Origin of the sequence: Paraburkholderia sediminicola (assembly GCF_046027355.1) — a bacterium.
GTDB classification, from domain to species: Bacteria; Pseudomonadota; Gammaproteobacteria; order Burkholderiales; family Burkholderiaceae; genus Paraburkholderia; species Paraburkholderia sediminicola_B.
This window is the reverse complement of record NZ_JAQQEK010000032.1, coordinates 1-16,991: the sequence shown is the minus strand read 5'-3', so window position 1 is coordinate 16,991 and position 16,991 is coordinate 1. Positions and strand designations below refer to the sequence as shown.

Below are 16,991 nucleotides of genomic sequence, written 5' to 3'. Positions count from 1 at the left end.
AGGCGCCGCCTTGCGCTCTGCGTTCTGCAAATCCCGCACATCTGGATGCAGAAATGACCTCTACGGCTGGAAAGCTCATGCAGTATCAATCTCTTGCGACGTAACTGGATGCGCTACACGTCCTATGGCTTACCGAATGATCCGTTTTTTTGGGGCATGCTCGAAGCCGCCGGAAAGGAGAAGGAAGCCCCGCGATGGAGGGAATTCACTTCTAGGACGTCATCGCACCCAGCCATGACTCGTAACCCTAACTGGCTGTAGCCGCCACATTGGCCCGCGCCTTATGCAGTTTTTTGTAGTTGTCGATCAGGCGGTGGTGCCTATCGAGACCCTCCAGTTTCATACTTGTTGGCGTGAGCCCATAGAAGCGCACGCTGCCATCCACTGACCCCATTACCGCGTCCATCCGAGCGTTGCCAAACATCCGACGGAAGTTGACCGCGTAGTCGTCCAGTTCCAGGTCGTCGTCGAGTAGCACCTCCAGCACCACATTCAAGGCCTGGTAAAACAATCCGCGCTCGACCGTGTTGTCGTTGTACTGCAGGAAAGCTCCCACCAGCTCCTGCGCCGCCTCAAATTGCTGCAAGGCGAGATGAATCAGCAGCTTCAACTCGAGAACTGTTAGCTGCCCCCAGTCCGTATTCTCGTCAAATTCGATGCCGATCAAAGTGGCAATATCGGAGTGCTCGTCCAGCTCACTGTTCTCCAACCGCTCAAGCAGTGCTGCCAGGCCGGCATCGTCCAGTCGATGCAAGTTCAAAATATCGGCGCGGAACAGCAGCGCCTTGTTTGTGTTATCCCAGATCAAATCCTCTACCGGGTAAACCTCCGAATAATCGGGCACCAGAATCCGGCAGGCTACGGCACCCAGCTGGTCATACACCGACATGTAAGCTTCTTTCCCCATGTCTTCGAGAATGCCGAACAAGGTGGCTGCTTCCTCGGCGTTGGAGTTTTCACCCTGGCCAGAAAAATCCCACTCAACAAACTCGAAATTGGCTTTGGCGCTGAAAAAGCGCCACGACACTACACCACTGGAATCAATGAAGTGCTCGACGAAGTTATTTGGTTCAGTCACGGCGTTACTGACAAAGGTGGGCTGAGGTAAATCATTCAGGCCTTCAAAACTACGCCCCTGCAGTAATTCCGTCAGACTCCGCTCCAGTGCCACCTCAAAGCTTGGGTGTGCGCCGAACGAGGCAAAGACACCGCCTGTCCGCGGGTTCATCAAGGTGACGCACATCACCGGGTAAGTCCCACCCAGCGACGCATCCTTCACCAGCACCGGAAAGCCCTGCTCTTCCAATCCCTGAATCCCGGCCAGAATGCCAGGGTATTTCGCCAGCACTTCGTGCGGCACATCAGGCAATGCGATTTCACCTTCCAGAATTTCGCGCTTTACCGCTCGTTCGAAAATTTCGGACAGACATTGCACCTGCGCTTCGGCCAGCGTATTACCGGCACTCATGCCATTGCTGACATACAGGTTTTCGATCAGGTTGGACGGAAAATACACCACTTCGCCGTCCGACTGCCGCACGAACGGCAGCGAACAGATACCGCGCTGCACATTGCCGGAGTTGGTGTCGATCAGATGCGAGCCACGCAACTCGCCATCAGGGTTGTAAATCTCCAGGCAATACGCATCCAGAATCTCAGCCGGCAGCGCATCCTTGCGACCAGGCTTGAACCAGCGCTCGTTCGGGTAATGTACAAACTCCGCATTGGCGATGTCTTCGCCCCAAAACGCGCCGCCATAGAAATGGTTGCAATTCAGGCGCTCGATAAACTCTCCCAACGCTGACGCCAACGCGCTTTCTTTGGTCGCTCCCTTGCCATTGGTAAAACACATCGGCGAGTGCGCATCGCGGATATGCAGCGACCACACATTGGGAACGATATTGCGCCACGAAGCGATTTCAATCTTCATGCCCAAGCCCGCCAAAATGCCCGACATATTGGCGATGGTTTGCTCTAGCGGCAGGTCTTTGCCTGGAATATAGGTGCTGGCGTCAGAATCGGGATTGAGAGTCAGCAGCGCCTGAGCATCGGCATCGAGATTCTCCACCTCTTCAATCACAAACTCGGGCCCGGCTTGCACCACTTTTTTGACCGTACAACGGTCGATGGAACGCAAAATACCCTGGCGGTCTTTGTCGGAGATGTCCGCCGGCAACTCAACCTGAATCTTGAAAATTTGTTGGTACCGGTTTTCCGGATCAACAATATTATTCTGCGACAGGCGGATATTTTCGGTAGGAATATTGCGAGTTACGCAGTACAACTTCACAAAGTAAGCTGCACACAAAGCCGATGAAGCCAGAAAATAATCGAAGGGACCGGGCGCCGAGCCATCGCCCTTATAGCGGATAGGCTGGTCGGCCACTACCGTGAAGTCATCGAACTTGGCTTCAAGACGTAGCTTATCGAGAAAGTTGACCTTAATTTCCATGGGGAAAATCCAAAAATGGTGCTCAAAATAAAATATAAAGCCCTGTAAAAAACAGGGCTTTGATAGTCAGTCAACTAGCGAATGATGTTTCCTGGAGGGGATTCTACTCCCCTCAATTGACAACCGCCTGCCGCAAACCCAACGCTGAGCCTCGCTCGGGCCCCATTGCGCCCGCCGATACCGTCAGCGATCCGGTGCTCCCTCCCGGCACTCAACGGCTCCAGGTGGACCGCATTGGGAGATCAACGCCGCCCGCCTTAAAAAGTCGTGTAAGCCACGCATAGTCGGCTGCGGTGGAACTTCAATAGGCCGCGCGGGGATTAGACGAGCGCTCGGCTGTCATCGGTTTCGAATTGAAGTCGACGCGTCCGGAAGTCATGATCGGGCGCAACCTGCACGCCCGCATCATCGTTAGGCCTTGTGTGCAGCACTCACCGCTCTGTGCGTACGTCGCAGACGATACTCGTCATAAAGACTATACTGGCGCACCATAGGTATCAAGTCGCGCTACGACTTCAAGACAGTGGCGTGCGACTCAACTATGTTCGTTTCAACAGTCGATGCGTCGACGATGCGTTGCGTCGCCACCGGACGTTTGAAACATGCGCTACTAACCCGGCGTGCATGTCTGCATGGCGCGAGAATCGCTGCATTGCCGCCGGCCACTCTATTCGCTGACGCGCAACCGAATCAGGCAGCGCTGCCTTTTTCGACGGACAAATGGTCCGTGGGTCAGAAAAAGGGACATGTGCGATGGCCAATCAGGTAATTTTCAGTGGCGCTCCCTCGCAGGCATGCAACCTTGCAGCGATCCTGAAGGGGAGCGCTGTCATGGCAATGATTGGCGCTATACATGTCTACGCGTCCAACTCTTTCCCGCTTCAGTGGCATGTGCTGCTTGCACAAGCTGCTGCGGTTTTGATCGGTGTCGGATTGCCGTTCGCCAAGACCGCGTTCACCGGAATCGTCATCGATACCGCGCGGATTACCTGGACTCAAGGTATTCTGCATCGCCGTGTATCAATTCTCGAGATTTCCCGGATTCAGCGCGTCACGTCGATCCACCCCTGGTGGCAGCGCCTGTTCGGCGCCGGCACGATCATTCTAACGACCAACGATGCAACTCGTCCCGTGAGGCGTTTGCCGGGCATCAGGGGCGCTGACCAGGTCGGTAGGAGGCTTGCCGAGGTCGTTGCCATGCATCAGGAGCGGGGCAACACATATGATCCGAACGCCGCTGGGTACTCTCTGGCGCAGAGTGTTTGAACAGGCGGCATCGGTTTACAACTGACGGGTCTTGTTGACCGTCCCATACTGGCCGCGTGCCGCCTCATGCAATGTGCACGCTCCGCGGGAACGTCGCACCACCGCCATTGGCGGCACGCGAAGATCAACGTCTTACGGGGTTTTTTGTTTTCGCGGACTGCTGTCATGCACCAGAGGCATCGACGATTTTTCCGTATACACGGAATCGAGGTGCCGAGCCGTGCCCAAACGCATCGAACCCGAAGCCCGCAGTGGTGTTTCGTGTCGGCAAACCGCGCGAGCGCCCGTATCTGCTCGCGGATGGGAATGGGCAGACGAAACCCACCGGAAGGCTGAGTTTGTTGTTCGCGAATACCTGACTCCCGCTCCGCAACAAGCCATCTCGACGCTTGCCACGCCAGAGGCGTCGATGAGGTAAACGCCCTCGCCGCGCGCTACACGCGGCGAACGGACAGCGCCTTTGGGCATATAGAAGCTCATGACGCTGCCGCCAGGTCGGTGTCGCCAACGAGACGGGATGCGGTTTGATCAGCCGTTTCGTGTTTCCGTGTCTGACCTGTGGGAGCGAAGAACGCTCCCACCCAGCGAGTTACGCTACAGAGAACTGCGGACGTGCCGGCGTGTCGGTACGAGGCAGGCCCAGCATCTGGCGCGCTTCAGCCGGAGTCGCGATCTCATAATCCATTTCGCGCAGAATGCGCACGGTCCGTTCAACGAGTTCGACGTTGCGCGCCAATTGCCCCTGGCGATAGTAGAGGTTGTCCTCAAGGCCGACGCGGATAATCTGTCCGCCCAGCAGCAGAGAGTTCACACTCGCCGGCAGTTGTGCCGGACCGATGCCGCTCACGCAGAAGATGCTGTCTTTCGGCAGTAGATCGACCATGTACTGGAGCGACTTGGGGTTATACGGCATCGCGTTCTGGAACCCGCGATGCGCATTCATTACCATGTTGATCACATACGGTGGTTCGTCGAGCCCAAGCTGGATCAGCGTGCTGACGTCCTGCACGATATGGGTGGGGCTGAACACCTCCCATTCCGGCTTGATCCCGCGCTTCTTCATTTCTTCAGCGAGGTAACGGCAACGTGAAGGCGACGTATTGAGCAGCACTTCCTTGCCGCCGAAACTGGCCACGAACGTGCAGGCGTCCAGTGTGCACATTTCGGCACCGGCTTCCATGCCTTTGAGTCGTTCCTCCCAGACGGTGTCCCACATGCCGCCTTCGATCGGTCGAATCATGTCGCCGTGAACGCCCCCGCCAGTGGAGTTGTTGATGACGATGTCGCACTTCGCGCGGATCTGCTCGTTGATGCTGCGGTAGATATCGGCGTTGCAGGTAGCCTCGTCGTTGGGCAGCCGTGCATGGACCGCGACCACGCTGGCACCGGCGTTATAGCAGTCGTAGACATCCCGCGCGATTTCGGCGGGCTGCGTGGGAAGATGGGGATTCTGTGATTTGAACGCCATGCCACCCGTCGGGGCGACGAGAACGATAACCTTGTTGGTAGCCATGCTGAGTCTCCATGAAGTGTTTTGAGTTGGGTTCCAGCGATCGTCGAGTTTCGACATACGGGATTTCAGATCGTTATGGCGACGGCTCTTCCTGTTCGGGGACATGAAAGCGTTCGATCCGCCGCCGCAGATCATCGATGATCTTCACCGGCACGCGGCGTTCGAGCGAGAACAGCACGATGACCTGTTCGATGCGCACACGCAGTTCGTTGTTCCAAAATGCCGTGAGCGTCAGGGCGACTGAACTCGTTCCGATTCTTCTCACTGCCAGCCGCAGCTGGAGCGTGTCACCGATGGTGCTTGGCGCGACAAAATCACATTCGATCCGCACAGTTGGCACACCCAGTCGCTGCACCGCGATCAAGTCGGCGTAGTTGACGTCCAGTCCGTCGTTGAACCAGTCCTCGATCAGTTCGTGAAACAGTACAAAGTACTGTGGGTAGAAGACGATTCCGGCAGGGTCGCAGTGCTGAAACCGGATGAGCTTTTTCGATTCGTACTCGTGAGGAGCTTTCACGACGGTGTTCCCGATGCAGATTGAGAGTGGTTACCTGTTTCTATAAAGCTCAATGTGCGATCACCTGGCCGGCGCGAAGAATGTCGGCATATCGATCGAGGAAACGGCCGAACACCACAATGAATCGTTCGATTTCTTCGTTGCCGATCGGCATGCTCAACACGATGAAGCCCCGGCGCGCGAGATAGATGCCGTGTTCGACCATATGAAAAAAGAACAGATCCTTAAGGATATTGCCTACCGGCAGCAGGTCTTCGACCGAGCGGATCTCATGCGTGCCGGCCTGTAGATTTAACAGCGACCCCGTCCCGATGAACTGTATCGCCACCTCCCGTACCGCGCACATCGAGTTAAGCCGGGCTCGCATCTGCTCGCCGCGCGCGTTCAATTCCGTCGCAACGGCAGGCGTGTACAACTCAGACAGGCCCGCTGCTCCGGCTGCCATCGTCAGGACGTTGTTATTGAATGTGCCTGCGTGCGGTGTCGCATGCGGATTGCGCGGATCGAATTGATCCATGATTGCAGCGCGCCCCCCGAATGCACCGAACGACATGCCCCCGCCGATGTACTTCCCAAGTGTCGTGAGGTCCGCGTGGATGCCAAATTTTTCCTGAAGCCCACCTGGAGAGAGACGGGAGGTCATCACCTCGTCAAAAATGAGCAGCGCGCCGTTCCCGGACGTCAACTTGCGCAAACCTGCCAGAAATTGTTCGTCGGCGGTAATACAGCCAGATGCCCCTTGCATCGGCTCGGCGAGCACTGCCGCGACTTCACCCGGATGAGATTCGAACAGCGCTCTCACACTTTCTAGATCGTTGTACCGGGCGATCAGGAAATCGTGCGGGACGTTGACCGGATTGTTCCCTTTCGCGAAAGTGAGCACGCCACCATGGTAGCCACCGCTGAACAGAATAATCTTCGAGCGCCCTGTGTGCACCTTGGCAGCGGCGATAGCCATCAGGTTTGCTTCGGTGCCGGAGTTGGTGAAACGAACAATATCGACCGATGGGAAGCGGTCGCAAATCAGTCGGGCGAGCTTCGACTCGAGCAGGTTGTGCCCGCTCAGATTGATACCCCCGTCGAGGGCACCATCGATCGCTCGCCGGATAACCGGGTTGGAGTGTCCGTAGATACCCGCCGTGAACTCGGCGATGAAGTCGATGTATTCGTGACCATCCGCGTCCCAGAGCCGGCAACCGTCCCCTCGAGCGATAGCCAAAGGAAACGGGGAGTAGTACAGGACTGACCGCGTGTTGCCACCCGGCATGACGCAGGCGGCTTGCTCGTACTGCGACGCGCTTCCGGGATTATGTTGAGCATAAACTTCGGCAGCTTTCGCGACGGCCTCGGCAATCGGTGTGGGATCCAACTTGATCAGGTCTTGGGTCATGATGGTACGAAATGAGGGACGACGGGGACAGCGCGCGGCGGTCGTGAAAGCAGTGCCAGCGCACCACCCGGATTTATGTACAATAGTTTATTGTACATTGAACAATACATCCAGTTTACTCGAGCTCCAACTTCGCCCGGTCCTTCATGAAAACAAGGGCCGGTAGAGTGGCAAGGGCCGAGATCGCCAGCAACCATCCCGCATTAGGCGCGTAGCCGGTCCCTTCGATGACCCATGTTGTGAGAAAAGGGGAAAATCCCCCGAGGATGATTGCCATTGCGCCGCCGAAAGAGACCCCGGTCGACCTGACGTGGGTCGGAAACATTTCAGCAATCGCCGACGGCCCAGGCCCGGAGTACATCGCGAACATCACGTTCATGAGCAATTGAAGCCAAAAGAATGTGGTAAATGATTCGGTTGCAACGATCTTTTCGTAAAGCGGATAAGAGAGCAGCAGGAAGAAGAGACAGCTTGAGAGAAGAAGCGGCTTCCGACCTACCCTGTCAGACAGAAATCCCATCAGCGGAGCCAGGACGATGACGCTCGCGAGCGAGGCTGTACTTGTCCAGAGGGCTTGCTGTCTGGTTACGTGTCCGTACTTCGCCGCAAACGTAGGCATGTAGACTGAGACCATGTAGGAACATACAGCCCAAAAAATCACAAATGAAAACGCGTGGCACACGGCCCGAGCAAAAGCCCGAACTTCGTGATGTGCGGCGATTTTGTGAGCCGAGCCCTTTTCATAGGCAGGGGACTCAGGCACGCTCCGGCGCATATACATGCCGAGCGGGCCGAGCAGCGCGCCCAGGAAAAATGGAACACGCCATCCCCATTGCTGCAAAGACTCTGCCGGAAGGAGTGTTGCCATGGTTGCGGCAACCGCCGAGCCGAGGAGTAGTCCGGCAGCAATGCTTGATTGCTGGAAAGACCCAAAGAATCCGCGGCGCGACTTGCCGCCCCACTCGACGAGGAAGGCCGCTGCTGTTCCCCACTCCCCGCCCGCGGAAAAACCCTGGATCAGTCGCGCGAGTACGAGAAGACACGGCGCTAGCAGACCTACCTGTGCGTACGAAGGCAAACAGCCGATCATGACTGTACTTCCCGCCATCAGAAGCATCGTGATCGAGAGTGCTTTTTGACGCCCCTGTCTATCGGCCATGCGGCCGAGAACGAGGCTTCCGATCGGACGGGCGACAAAGCCCACTCCGAACACCGCAAAAGATGCGAGGAGGGAGGCGTACTCATTGGCCGATGGGAAGAAATTTTTGGCGATGATTGGCGCGAGAAAGCCGTACACGCCGAAGTCGAACCACTCAAGAACGTAACCTGAGATCCCTGCAAGGATCGCCTTGCGTTGCTGCGCGCGCGGCGCCGAAGTGATATGTGCCGGATTGTCCGGCGCTGTGGTGTCGAGATTCACGATTCCAATCCTTTTGATATGTGCGACCGTGCGCACGACGTGCCTGGCTGACGCCCGATGAAGCTCGTGTTTAATTAGAACCGATGGCGCATACCAACCCGAAGCGCCAACTGCCGGTCGTTACCGGACGGGCCGATGGTCACCAGGTTGGCCACGGTGCCCGCCCCGATAGCTTTTTCATAGTTGGCCGACGTGTAGATATCAGTGCGCTTGGACAGCAGGTAGTCGAGCGTGAGGGCGAACTCATTCCATTTGCTTTCGGCCATCTTCGAGTACGTGTAACCACCTGCGACTTCCAGATCAGGAAGGATCCAGTAACGAGCAGCGGCATTCAGACTTTGCAGGGTTTCCGAACTGCTTCCGTTATCGAAGCGCGTATTGCTGTAGACACCGGAAAGGCCAAATTTCCCAAAATCCCACCCGGCACCAGCGCCGGCCGTGCGGAACTCCCTGACTGCGACGCTGGTTGCCGCAGCCGCCAGCGGTGTACCGAAGAATGTCGAGACTCCAAGGCTGGAGCCAGGCGAGAAAAAGTAGTCGTGGATATCGGTGATGGCCGCGCCTGCACTGAAGGGACCGTGGACGTAGCTTGCGCCGAAACTGTAGGCATGCCCATAGTTGGTAGTGGGTGCGGACTGCGAATTGAAGCTGTACTGCGCGTTCACCTTGAAGCCCGCCATGTCGGGGCTTGCATACGTCACCATATTGTCAAGCCACTCACCCGATATCCGGTCCTGATCGCCCGGATTCAGGTTGTAGATGCCTACCGTCGTGTATCCGGAGTGGAATCGCAACAGCATGGTGGTCATCTGGTCGTACTGACGGCCGAGCGTAACGGTACCGTATTGCGAGCTTGCCAAGCCGACGAATGCCAGCCTGCCGAATACAAGTCCTCCCTGCCTCGAAGCACCGGTGTTCGGGTTGAAGCCGCCTTCCAGGTTAAATACCGCCCTCCAGCCGCCCCCCAGATCTTCCGCGCCTTTAAACCCGAAGCGATCGCCCTGGCTCACGCTGTCATCCATCTTGTAGACGTGCTTGCCTCCCACGTTCGAGACGTAGGTCAGGCCATCATCGATGACGCCGTACAGGGTCACGCTGGATTGGGCGTGTGCCACACCTGCAAGCCCGAGAGCGACTGCGCCGCAGAGAATTCCTATTTTCACCTTGATCTCCAGATCGTTGTCGAGAGTTGTGCTGCCTACGTCCTACCGGGCAGTTCGATGTCTTTTTAATCATTGTTCACTGAACAATGATCATTTATACGTCGACTAAAAATACATTGCAACTGCGTAAAAACGCTACTTTGACGTGGCGACCCATTGTTCGGCTTACAATGGTCTTCTTGTTCACGTAAGGCGTGACGTTCAAACTTGACCGGAAAAGGAATGACAACTTCAATCAGAAAGACGGTGCGCGCTGACGGCAAGGTGGTGAAAGGAAAGAAGGCAGGACCCGCGACAAAGACGGGTAGCGGGCGCGCTCCCGCGAGTAAATCCGCAACTGCGGTGCGAACGCGGGCCCCCAGGGGGGGCGCATCTGGCGAAGCGCTTACCAAGGAAAAAATTGTTGCCGCCGCCATTGAGCAGATCGATCGCAATGGTGTGATGGGTTTCAGCCTGCGAGATGTCGCTCGTTCCTTGGGGGTATACCCAGCAGCGGTGTATTGGCATGTTGCGACGCGCGACGATCTTCTCGCCTCCGTCGTAGAGACAACGATGGCCGACGTTGCGCCGGAGACGGGCGAAGGGCCTTGGCAAGACTGGTTTCGCGACCTGTTCTCGCGCTGTAGAGACGTGATGCGGCGCCATCCTAACGTTGCCCAGTTGGTCGGTGGACAGCTTGTTGCAAACTCCAGTCTCAGCCCCCGGATGATCGATCGAATTCTTTCCGTGCTGATCGCTGCCGGGTGTCATGAATCGAGAATCGTCGAGATGTACAACGTTGTAATCGCAACAATGGTGGGCTTCTCAACCCTCGAATTCGCTTCGGTGCCCACAGACGATCCTGCGACGTGGGCAGCTCAACTCCAGGAACAGGCGCATGCCATCCGCGCGCTGGAGTTTCCGACACTTGCGCGGCACTTGCCTGCGATGGCCAACCGCGCCTTCATTGTTCGCTGGCAGAACGGGACGGAAGCGCCGATGGATTCCAGTTTTACCGTCTATGTGGAAGTCGCAATCGCCGGCATGGAACAGGTGCTGTCGCGGCAATGAGAGCGGCGAGCGCCCGGCGCACGCATTTGCGGATATCTGCCCCAACTGGTGGGGCGTTTCTTATTTCTGTCGCGTAAGAAAGGCGCCGCTTTCCCCGCTTTCAAACTATCTGAGCCTGCTATTCATCGTGTTCATGATGGTAACCATGTATCTGACCGCGTCCATCAAGACGTCTGTTTTCGCCATTCCGATCTGGATCGTCGCCGTACACGCGGCCTTCTCGAGGGTGCGGCAATCTGATCGCGCGGGGCATCGTAGTCGCCCGGTTAATCAGGTTCTTGAGGCAGAGGTAAATTCAGGCGCGTTCGTCGACTGAGTAGTGGCTTATTTGGCGTACGCCGATGCGTTCCGGTCTGAAGTGGATATGGACCAGGAACGCATCGCTTCACAATCTCGCAGTCGGATAGCGGTCAGATGAAAGTAAGTAGTCGAGCCGGATTTGTGACGAGGATCTGGTCAACCTCCGCCTGAGTGAAGCCCCGGCGTAGCATGCGCGGCACCACATTGGCAAAGATGTGCTGGTATCCGTGGCCGCCGTATCGACCAAGACGCGTCCGCGTGCAGATGTCGTGACTGATTAGAACCTGCTCGGCATGACCGCGGTCCAGCAAAGCCCGGACCATGCGCAGCCTGCCCGCGTCGTTCGGCATATCTATGTCGGACATGGGATAGGCTGACTGCTCCCACCCGAACAGATCGAACTCGATTACGCAGCCACTATCCGCCAGTTCAAACAGTCGATTTTCGTCGAATATCGTGCGATCTATATGGCTGATGATGACACGCTCGGTCGTGTATCCCATCTGCCTGATTGCGTCGACGAGCTCCTTCGGCTGATCGGGATGCCGTCCTGGATGAAGATTCATCGCCGCGCCGGTTTCCTGTTGCGCGATCAGGGCTCCGCGAACTACACGCTTTTCCTGATCCGTCCACGGCGACTGGCAGCCGATCTCGCCGATGATGCCCGCCCGTATCGACGTTTCCCACGCGCCTTCCGTGAGCTGGTGGATCATCTCGGAGGCAAAGTCATCAACGCTTTTCTTCGCGTTGGCTGGCAGGTGGAATTCGTGCACGTAGTGCCCACAGCCCATCACGATGTGGACGCCAGTTGCGCGGGAGATCGCTGCGAGGCCATCAGGATTGGGTTTGAGACCGCCCGTGGTCAGATCAACGATACTGCGACCGCCAGCCGACATCATCTCCTGGACCTCCTCAATGGCCACATCCGTTTGATCTAGCCGATAATTTTTGAGCGATGGCTGTTGACCGTAGGTAATCTTCCAGCAGTTGCATAGGTCGATTTCGACCTCGTCATGATCGGCGTCTTCAGCCAGCCGTGGTGGCACGAGATCAATCAGCAGATGCTCGTGCATCAAGGTAGAGCCAAGTTTTGAGGGTTCGATCAATCCGAGGACCGTCTGGATTTTTCCCTTGCGCGATTCGGTCGACATGGGCTCTTTCCAAGTTATTGAACACTCGACCATTGTACGATGAACAATATATATTTGTACTGTTGATTGGATGCGCCGAGCGCGTGCGGCCGCCGCTGAACGGCCGATGCCTACGCGCAATAAGCACGGAAGCGTCCCCGCGATACAGGGTCGTGGCTCATATCGTGAACCGTCGTCACCTCGTCCAGACCGATCATCGACTTCTCCATCAGCGCACGTCCATGTGGAAATAGGGTCGACGCATCAGCAGATGCGTAGCGCGGAACCCACTGCCGGCTTCCCAAGTTGTCAGACGTCTGTGGTTTTACATAACCATTTGAATTTAATAGATTCGCGTAAACACCAGTCGTCCGATGACTGGTTGTGATCTACGATTCAGCCATTAGAAAGCAGAGAGTTGGGATTACGCCGCACCGATCCGACAATGCGTGAGACGCCTGCAATGAAAATCGGAAATCACTAGCGTTCCGAAGCGACTTCGCGCGTCCCGGAAACTTGACGCCGCGTCCGGGCGGTCGACTGACAGAACATCGATCAGACTTTATTAAGTATGACGAAGCACAATAATGAGCCGAGCGCTTAACGCTTTTGCACACACAAAAACTGAGGAGAAAGCATGTCTGTGAGAATTGTCGAGAGGCGGACAGCAGCTGCCGCGAGCATAGTGTTCTTTTTGGTCGCGTGCGGTGGGAGTAATGACTCGAATACAACGGCTTCGAACGCGCCGCCGTCTAATACAACAGCCATGCCATGGATGAACACCGCCCTTTCTCCGGAAGCACGCGCGGCACTGCTCGTCCCCGCAATGACGCTTGCTGATAAGGAAGAGCAACTGGCTGGTTCGAATCCAGGGATCCTTCCTGAGCTGCCGCAGTGCTATGGTGCCCGTCACATCCTCGGGTTAGCCAAGTATGCCATCCCCACGCTGCGGATCACCAACGGGCCCGTCGGCATCGGCCAGAATGACTGTGTGTCTCCTTCAGCCACCGGGTTTGCGGCTTACACGGATTCCAGCTCCGCCAAGGCAACCGCCCTGCCGTCGGCGATCGCGGTGGCCGCCTCGTTTGACCCGTCCGTGGCAACTCAGTTTGGCAACGTGGTCGGTGTCGAGGGTGGCAATCTCGCCCTGCATGTCTTCGAAGCCCCCGGTTTGAACCTGGCAAGATTGCCGATTGGAGGACGCAACTTCGAATACATGGGTGAGGATCCGTATCTCACTGGGACCATGGGGGTTGCGGAGACCCAGGCTGTGCAAGCCCACGGCATGATCGCGATGGCGAAGCATCTGGTGGCCAACGAGCAGGAAACGAACCGCATGACGATTCAGGAGAGCGTCGACGATCGTACCTTGCACGAGCTCTACATGCTGCCGTTCGAGATGGCGGTGAAATCCGGGAGCGTGGGCGCCGTCATGTGTTCATATAATTCGGTGAACGGCTTCTCGATGTGCGAGCAAAAGCATATTCTTTCTGATGTTCTTCGTGGTCAATGGGGCTTCAAGGGCTACGTACAGTCGGACTTCTTTGCAGCGCATAGCACTGCTCCGACACTGCTGGCGGGCATGGATAACGAAATGCCGACTCCGGCGAACTGGTCGCCGGCCAAGCTGAACGCGGCTCTCGCCTCAGGTCAGATACAAACTTCGGATATCGACACTGCCTTACTCCGGCGATACACACAGATGTTCCGTGCGGGCATCTTTGATCGACCGATTGCACAGACGGCGATCAACGCGACAGCGGACGGGTCGATCGCCAGGCAGATTGGCGAACAGTCGGCCGTGCTGCTGCAGAACAACGGCATATTGCCACTGAAGAAGACCGTTCGAAACGTCCTTGTGGTCGGAAAGACCACCCAGGTCTACGCACAGCAAGCGGTTGCAGGTGGAAGCTCCGTTGGCCATCCGATGGGTTCGGGCGGAGGGAGTTCCGACGTTGCGGGTCTGTACACGGTTACCCCGGTGCAGGGTATCAAGGACACGCTCGCCAACCTCGGGAATACCGGCGCACAGGTTCGCCTTGCTCTCGTCGATGATAACAATACGACCGGTACGATCGATGGTGCAGTGGCGTCGATCGCCGACGTCCAGACGGCAGCGACCGGCGCTGATGTCGTCGTTTTCATGGCTGGCTCCATGTCGGAGGAAGGTGCTGACCAGACGACATTTACTGACTCTACTGGCCTCACCCTCGATGCAGGCAAGTACCTCAATACTCTCGACTGGTACGCACCGAAGTCGAGCGCTCTTACCACCTCGGGCACTGCAAAGAACAGCAACACGCTCGCCTTGTTCCGGACCATCGTTGCGGCCAACATCAACACTGTTCTCGTTCTCAAGGACAGTGCGGCCGAAGCGCTGGATTCGTCGATTCTGACGGGCGGCGCTTCTGCCGCGGGCGCAATTCTTGAAGCGTGGTATCCGGGCGAAGAGGATGGCCACATTGTGGCGGATCTGCTGTGGGGTGTTGCTAATCCTTCGGGTAAGCTGCCGGTGACGTTCCCGCAACTGGGTCAAGGCTTCATGGATTCGATTACGCCCTTCCAGTACCCCGGTGTATCGATCAATGGAAGCCCGACCGTTACCTACACGGAAGCGCTGAATGTCGGTTATCGCTGGTATGACGCAATGGGGAAGAATCCGGCATTCCCGTTTGGCTTCGGTCTCTCATACACGACTTTTACCATCACCAACCCGACTGTGAGTCCTGGATCGAACGGCACTTTCACTGTAAGCGCAGTCGTGAAAAACACAGGGGCCACAGCGGGTGCGGAAGTTCCTCAAGTGTATATTGCTCTGCCGTCGTCGGCGGGTGAGCCACCGAAGCGTCTGGTGGGCTTCCAGAAAGTCAGCCTGAATTCCGGTGCTTCGCAGACGGTCACGATCACCATCGATCCGAATGCTCCGAATCATCCGCTAGGCACCTGGAATAAGGACACGCAGCAATGGACGATCCCGACGGGCTCCTACTCCCTCTATGTCGGTAACTCGTCACGCAGCCTTACTCTCGCAGGAACCATTACACAATAACGTTGCGCAGTAGTCGGATCTGACCAGGTTAAACCGTGGTCAGATCCAGCGGGAGAGATGAAATTCCAAAGCCGTCGTGGCGATATTTCGCTTACGGGGTCAGTCGTAATCGCTACCCTCGCACGAGGGTTTCGAATGCTGTAGATATTGCGCTTCAGGTATTCCACCAAGGTCGGTCTAACCAACGTCTTCAATCGTCCGAATGAAAGCACTCTCACGATGGATATCGGCGCTTCTCCTCGGCACCACGGTCTCCATAGCCGCAAGCGCCGCGGATAAACCCTTCGTCACTGTAAACGGCAAGGCGGTCTCGCAGGTCGATGCCGATCTCTACATTGGTCAGGCACAATCCCAGGGCTTTTCCGACTCACCCCAATTGAAGGATCGCGTTCGAGACGAACTCATTCGCCGTGAAGTCCTCTACCAGGATGCGGAGAAGGTCGGATTCGACCGGAATCCCGACGTTGCAGCGCGCGCGCAGGCAGCCAGGCAAAAAGTGCTTGCCCAGGCCCAGGCAACCTGGGAGACTGAGATCGTCAGGGCATATGTACAGGACTTTCTCAAGAAAAATCCTGTGAGCGACGATCAACTGAAGGCGATGTATAACGACATGAAAGCGAAGGGCGGGAACACTGAATATAAGGTCCGCCATATCCTCGTGAAAGAAGGCAGCGAGGCCAGGAAAATCATCGCCAGTCTCAACAAGGGGTCATCGTTCGAGGACCTTGCACGGCAATCAATCGATTCAGGTTCGAAATACAACGGCGGAGATCTTGGCTGGATCACCTCCAGCAAGGTCGTCAAACCTTTCGCTGACGTGCTTTCCAGTCTTCACAAGGGTGAGTACACGAAGACACCTGTTAGAACGGAATATGGATTCCACGTAGTCAAGCTTGATGACACTCGTCCTTTGAAGGTCCCGTCGCTTGAGGAGATGAAGCCAATGCTGTACCAGCAAGCGCAAGCGGCACTCATCGACAGATTGGTGAAAAGTCTTCGGACCAAAGCAACTATTCAATGATATGCAGCGCTTCCCTCCTTTGTCAGCTCGCGACTCGCGGCGGCGTGACGAAGGGTTGCAGTTACCGGATGTCCATGTGTGAATCGTATCGACGAGTGCTATCGAGCCCTGCGGAATCGTCATGCGGCGCGCGTCGATCACGCTGCCGTGCGCGCTACGACGATGGGATTTCCCTCGCGATCCGGATGGCCTCATCGAAGCTGTTATCCGTGACCACGTGCCGCTTGTCAACGCTCACCAGCCAACGGTCGCCACTGCAGCACCGGTGAATCCTCCGTTCTTCAAGGAGCACTGCGAACCACCGCCAAATGGAGGCAACTTCGGCGTTGGCGGTTAAGGCTGCCGCCGCTCTGAGATGCCTCATATCATTCCAATTGCTCACGTGTCACCTCATCCGACTTGGACTTTCCTTCGACGTATGCTTAAGACAGCATTTGCTCGAACTCCGGCACAATCGTGAACAGGTCGCCTACCAGACCGTAATCGGCGACGCTGAAGATCGGTGCTTCTTCGTCTTTGTTGATCGCGACAATGACTTTGCTGTCCTTCATGCCGGCCAGATGCTGGATCGCACCCGAAATGCCGACTGCGATGTACAGCTGCGGCGCGACGATCTTGCCGGTCTGGCCGACCTGATAGTCGTTCGGTACGAAGCCCGCGTCGACGGCTGCGCGCGATGCGCCCAGCGCTGCGTTCAGTTTGTCCGCCAGCGGTTCGAGC

The 16,991-nt window shown here is 56.7% G+C and carries 12 protein-coding genes; 4 read left to right on the top strand and 8 right to left on the bottom strand.

The features are described 5' to 3' along the window. Positions 1-247: 247 nt before the first annotated feature. A complete protein-coding gene (locus PQR42_RS36180; RefSeq protein WP_408390629.1) occupies positions 248-2,452 on the bottom strand; it encodes an OsmC domain/YcaO domain-containing protein in 2,205 nt (734 codons plus the stop codon). Between the two features lie 753 nt (positions 2,453-3,205). Between PQR42_RS36180 and PQR42_RS36175 the strand changes: the two genes are divergently transcribed. After that, positions 3,206-3,718 (top strand): PH domain-containing protein, encoded by a 513-nt coding sequence (locus PQR42_RS36175; protein WP_408214934.1) that lies wholly within the window; start codon positions 3,206-3,208, stop codon positions 3,716-3,718. Positions 3,719-4,307: 589 nt separating this feature from the next. On the opposite strand, the gene PQR42_RS36170 is transcribed toward PQR42_RS36175, so the two are convergent. The 5 genes from PQR42_RS36170 to PQR42_RS36150 all read right to left on the bottom strand — a co-directional run bounded on the left by PQR42_RS36170 (position 4,308) and on the right by PQR42_RS36150 (position 9,721). Then, the gene (locus tag PQR42_RS36170; protein ID WP_408390721.1) at positions 4,308-5,231 is read right to left on the bottom strand and encodes a beta-keto acid cleavage family enzyme; all 924 of its coding nucleotides are present in this window, start codon (positions 5,229-5,231) and stop codon (positions 4,308-4,310) included. A 73-nt stretch (positions 5,232-5,304) separates the two neighbouring features. Beyond that, positions 5,305-5,748: an acyl-CoA thioesterase gene (locus tag PQR42_RS36165; protein WP_408390626.1), complete on the bottom strand. Its 444-nt coding sequence runs from the start codon at positions 5,746-5,748 to the stop codon at positions 5,305-5,307. Positions 5,749-5,797: 49 nt separating this feature from the next. Further along, on the bottom strand, positions 5,798-7,138 hold the full coding sequence (locus PQR42_RS36160) for an aspartate aminotransferase family protein (RefSeq protein ID WP_408390624.1): 1,341 nt from the start codon (positions 7,136-7,138) through the stop codon (positions 5,798-5,800). Positions 7,139-7,253: 115 nt separating this feature from the next. Further along, positions 7,254-8,558 carry an MFS transporter gene (locus PQR42_RS36155; RefSeq protein WP_408390621.1) on the bottom strand — a complete coding sequence of 435 codons (1,305 nt, stop codon included), beginning with the start codon at positions 8,556-8,558 and terminating at the stop codon, positions 7,254-7,256. A gap of 74 nt (positions 8,559-8,632) precedes the next feature. Further along, complete coding sequence (locus PQR42_RS36150; RefSeq protein WP_408214921.1) at positions 8,633-9,721, bottom strand: porin; 1,089 nt, start codon at positions 9,719-9,721, stop codon at positions 8,633-8,635. A 222-nt stretch (positions 9,722-9,943) separates the two neighbouring features. Between PQR42_RS36150 and PQR42_RS36145 the strand changes: the two genes are divergently transcribed. Then, on the top strand, positions 9,944-10,771 hold the full coding sequence (locus tag PQR42_RS36145) for a TetR/AcrR family transcriptional regulator (protein ID WP_408390618.1): 828 nt from the start codon (positions 9,944-9,946) through the stop codon (positions 10,769-10,771). Between the two features lie 410 nt (positions 10,772-11,181). Here PQR42_RS36145 and PQR42_RS36140 read toward each other — a convergent pair whose 3' ends face one another. After that, a complete protein-coding gene (locus PQR42_RS36140; protein ID WP_408390615.1) occupies positions 11,182-12,222 on the bottom strand; it encodes a phosphotriesterase family protein in 1,041 nt (346 codons plus the stop codon). 754 nt (positions 12,223-12,976) lie between these two features. Here PQR42_RS36140 and PQR42_RS36135 point away from each other — a divergent pair. Further along, on the top strand, positions 12,977-15,250 hold the full coding sequence (locus tag PQR42_RS36135) for a beta-glucosidase family protein (RefSeq protein ID WP_408390612.1): 2,274 nt from the start codon (positions 12,977-12,979) through the stop codon (positions 15,248-15,250). 202 nt (positions 15,251-15,452) lie between these two features. Continuing rightward, positions 15,453-16,271 carry a peptidylprolyl isomerase gene (locus tag PQR42_RS36130; protein ID WP_408390609.1) on the top strand — a complete coding sequence of 273 codons (819 nt, stop codon included), beginning with the start codon at positions 15,453-15,455 and terminating at the stop codon, positions 16,269-16,271. A 422-nt stretch (positions 16,272-16,693) separates the two neighbouring features. Here PQR42_RS36130 and PQR42_RS36125 read toward each other — a convergent pair. Further along, positions 16,694-16,991 (bottom strand): electron transfer flavoprotein subunit alpha/FixB family protein (locus tag PQR42_RS36125; RefSeq protein WP_408495080.1); only part of this gene is annotated, 298 nt, incomplete at its 5' end.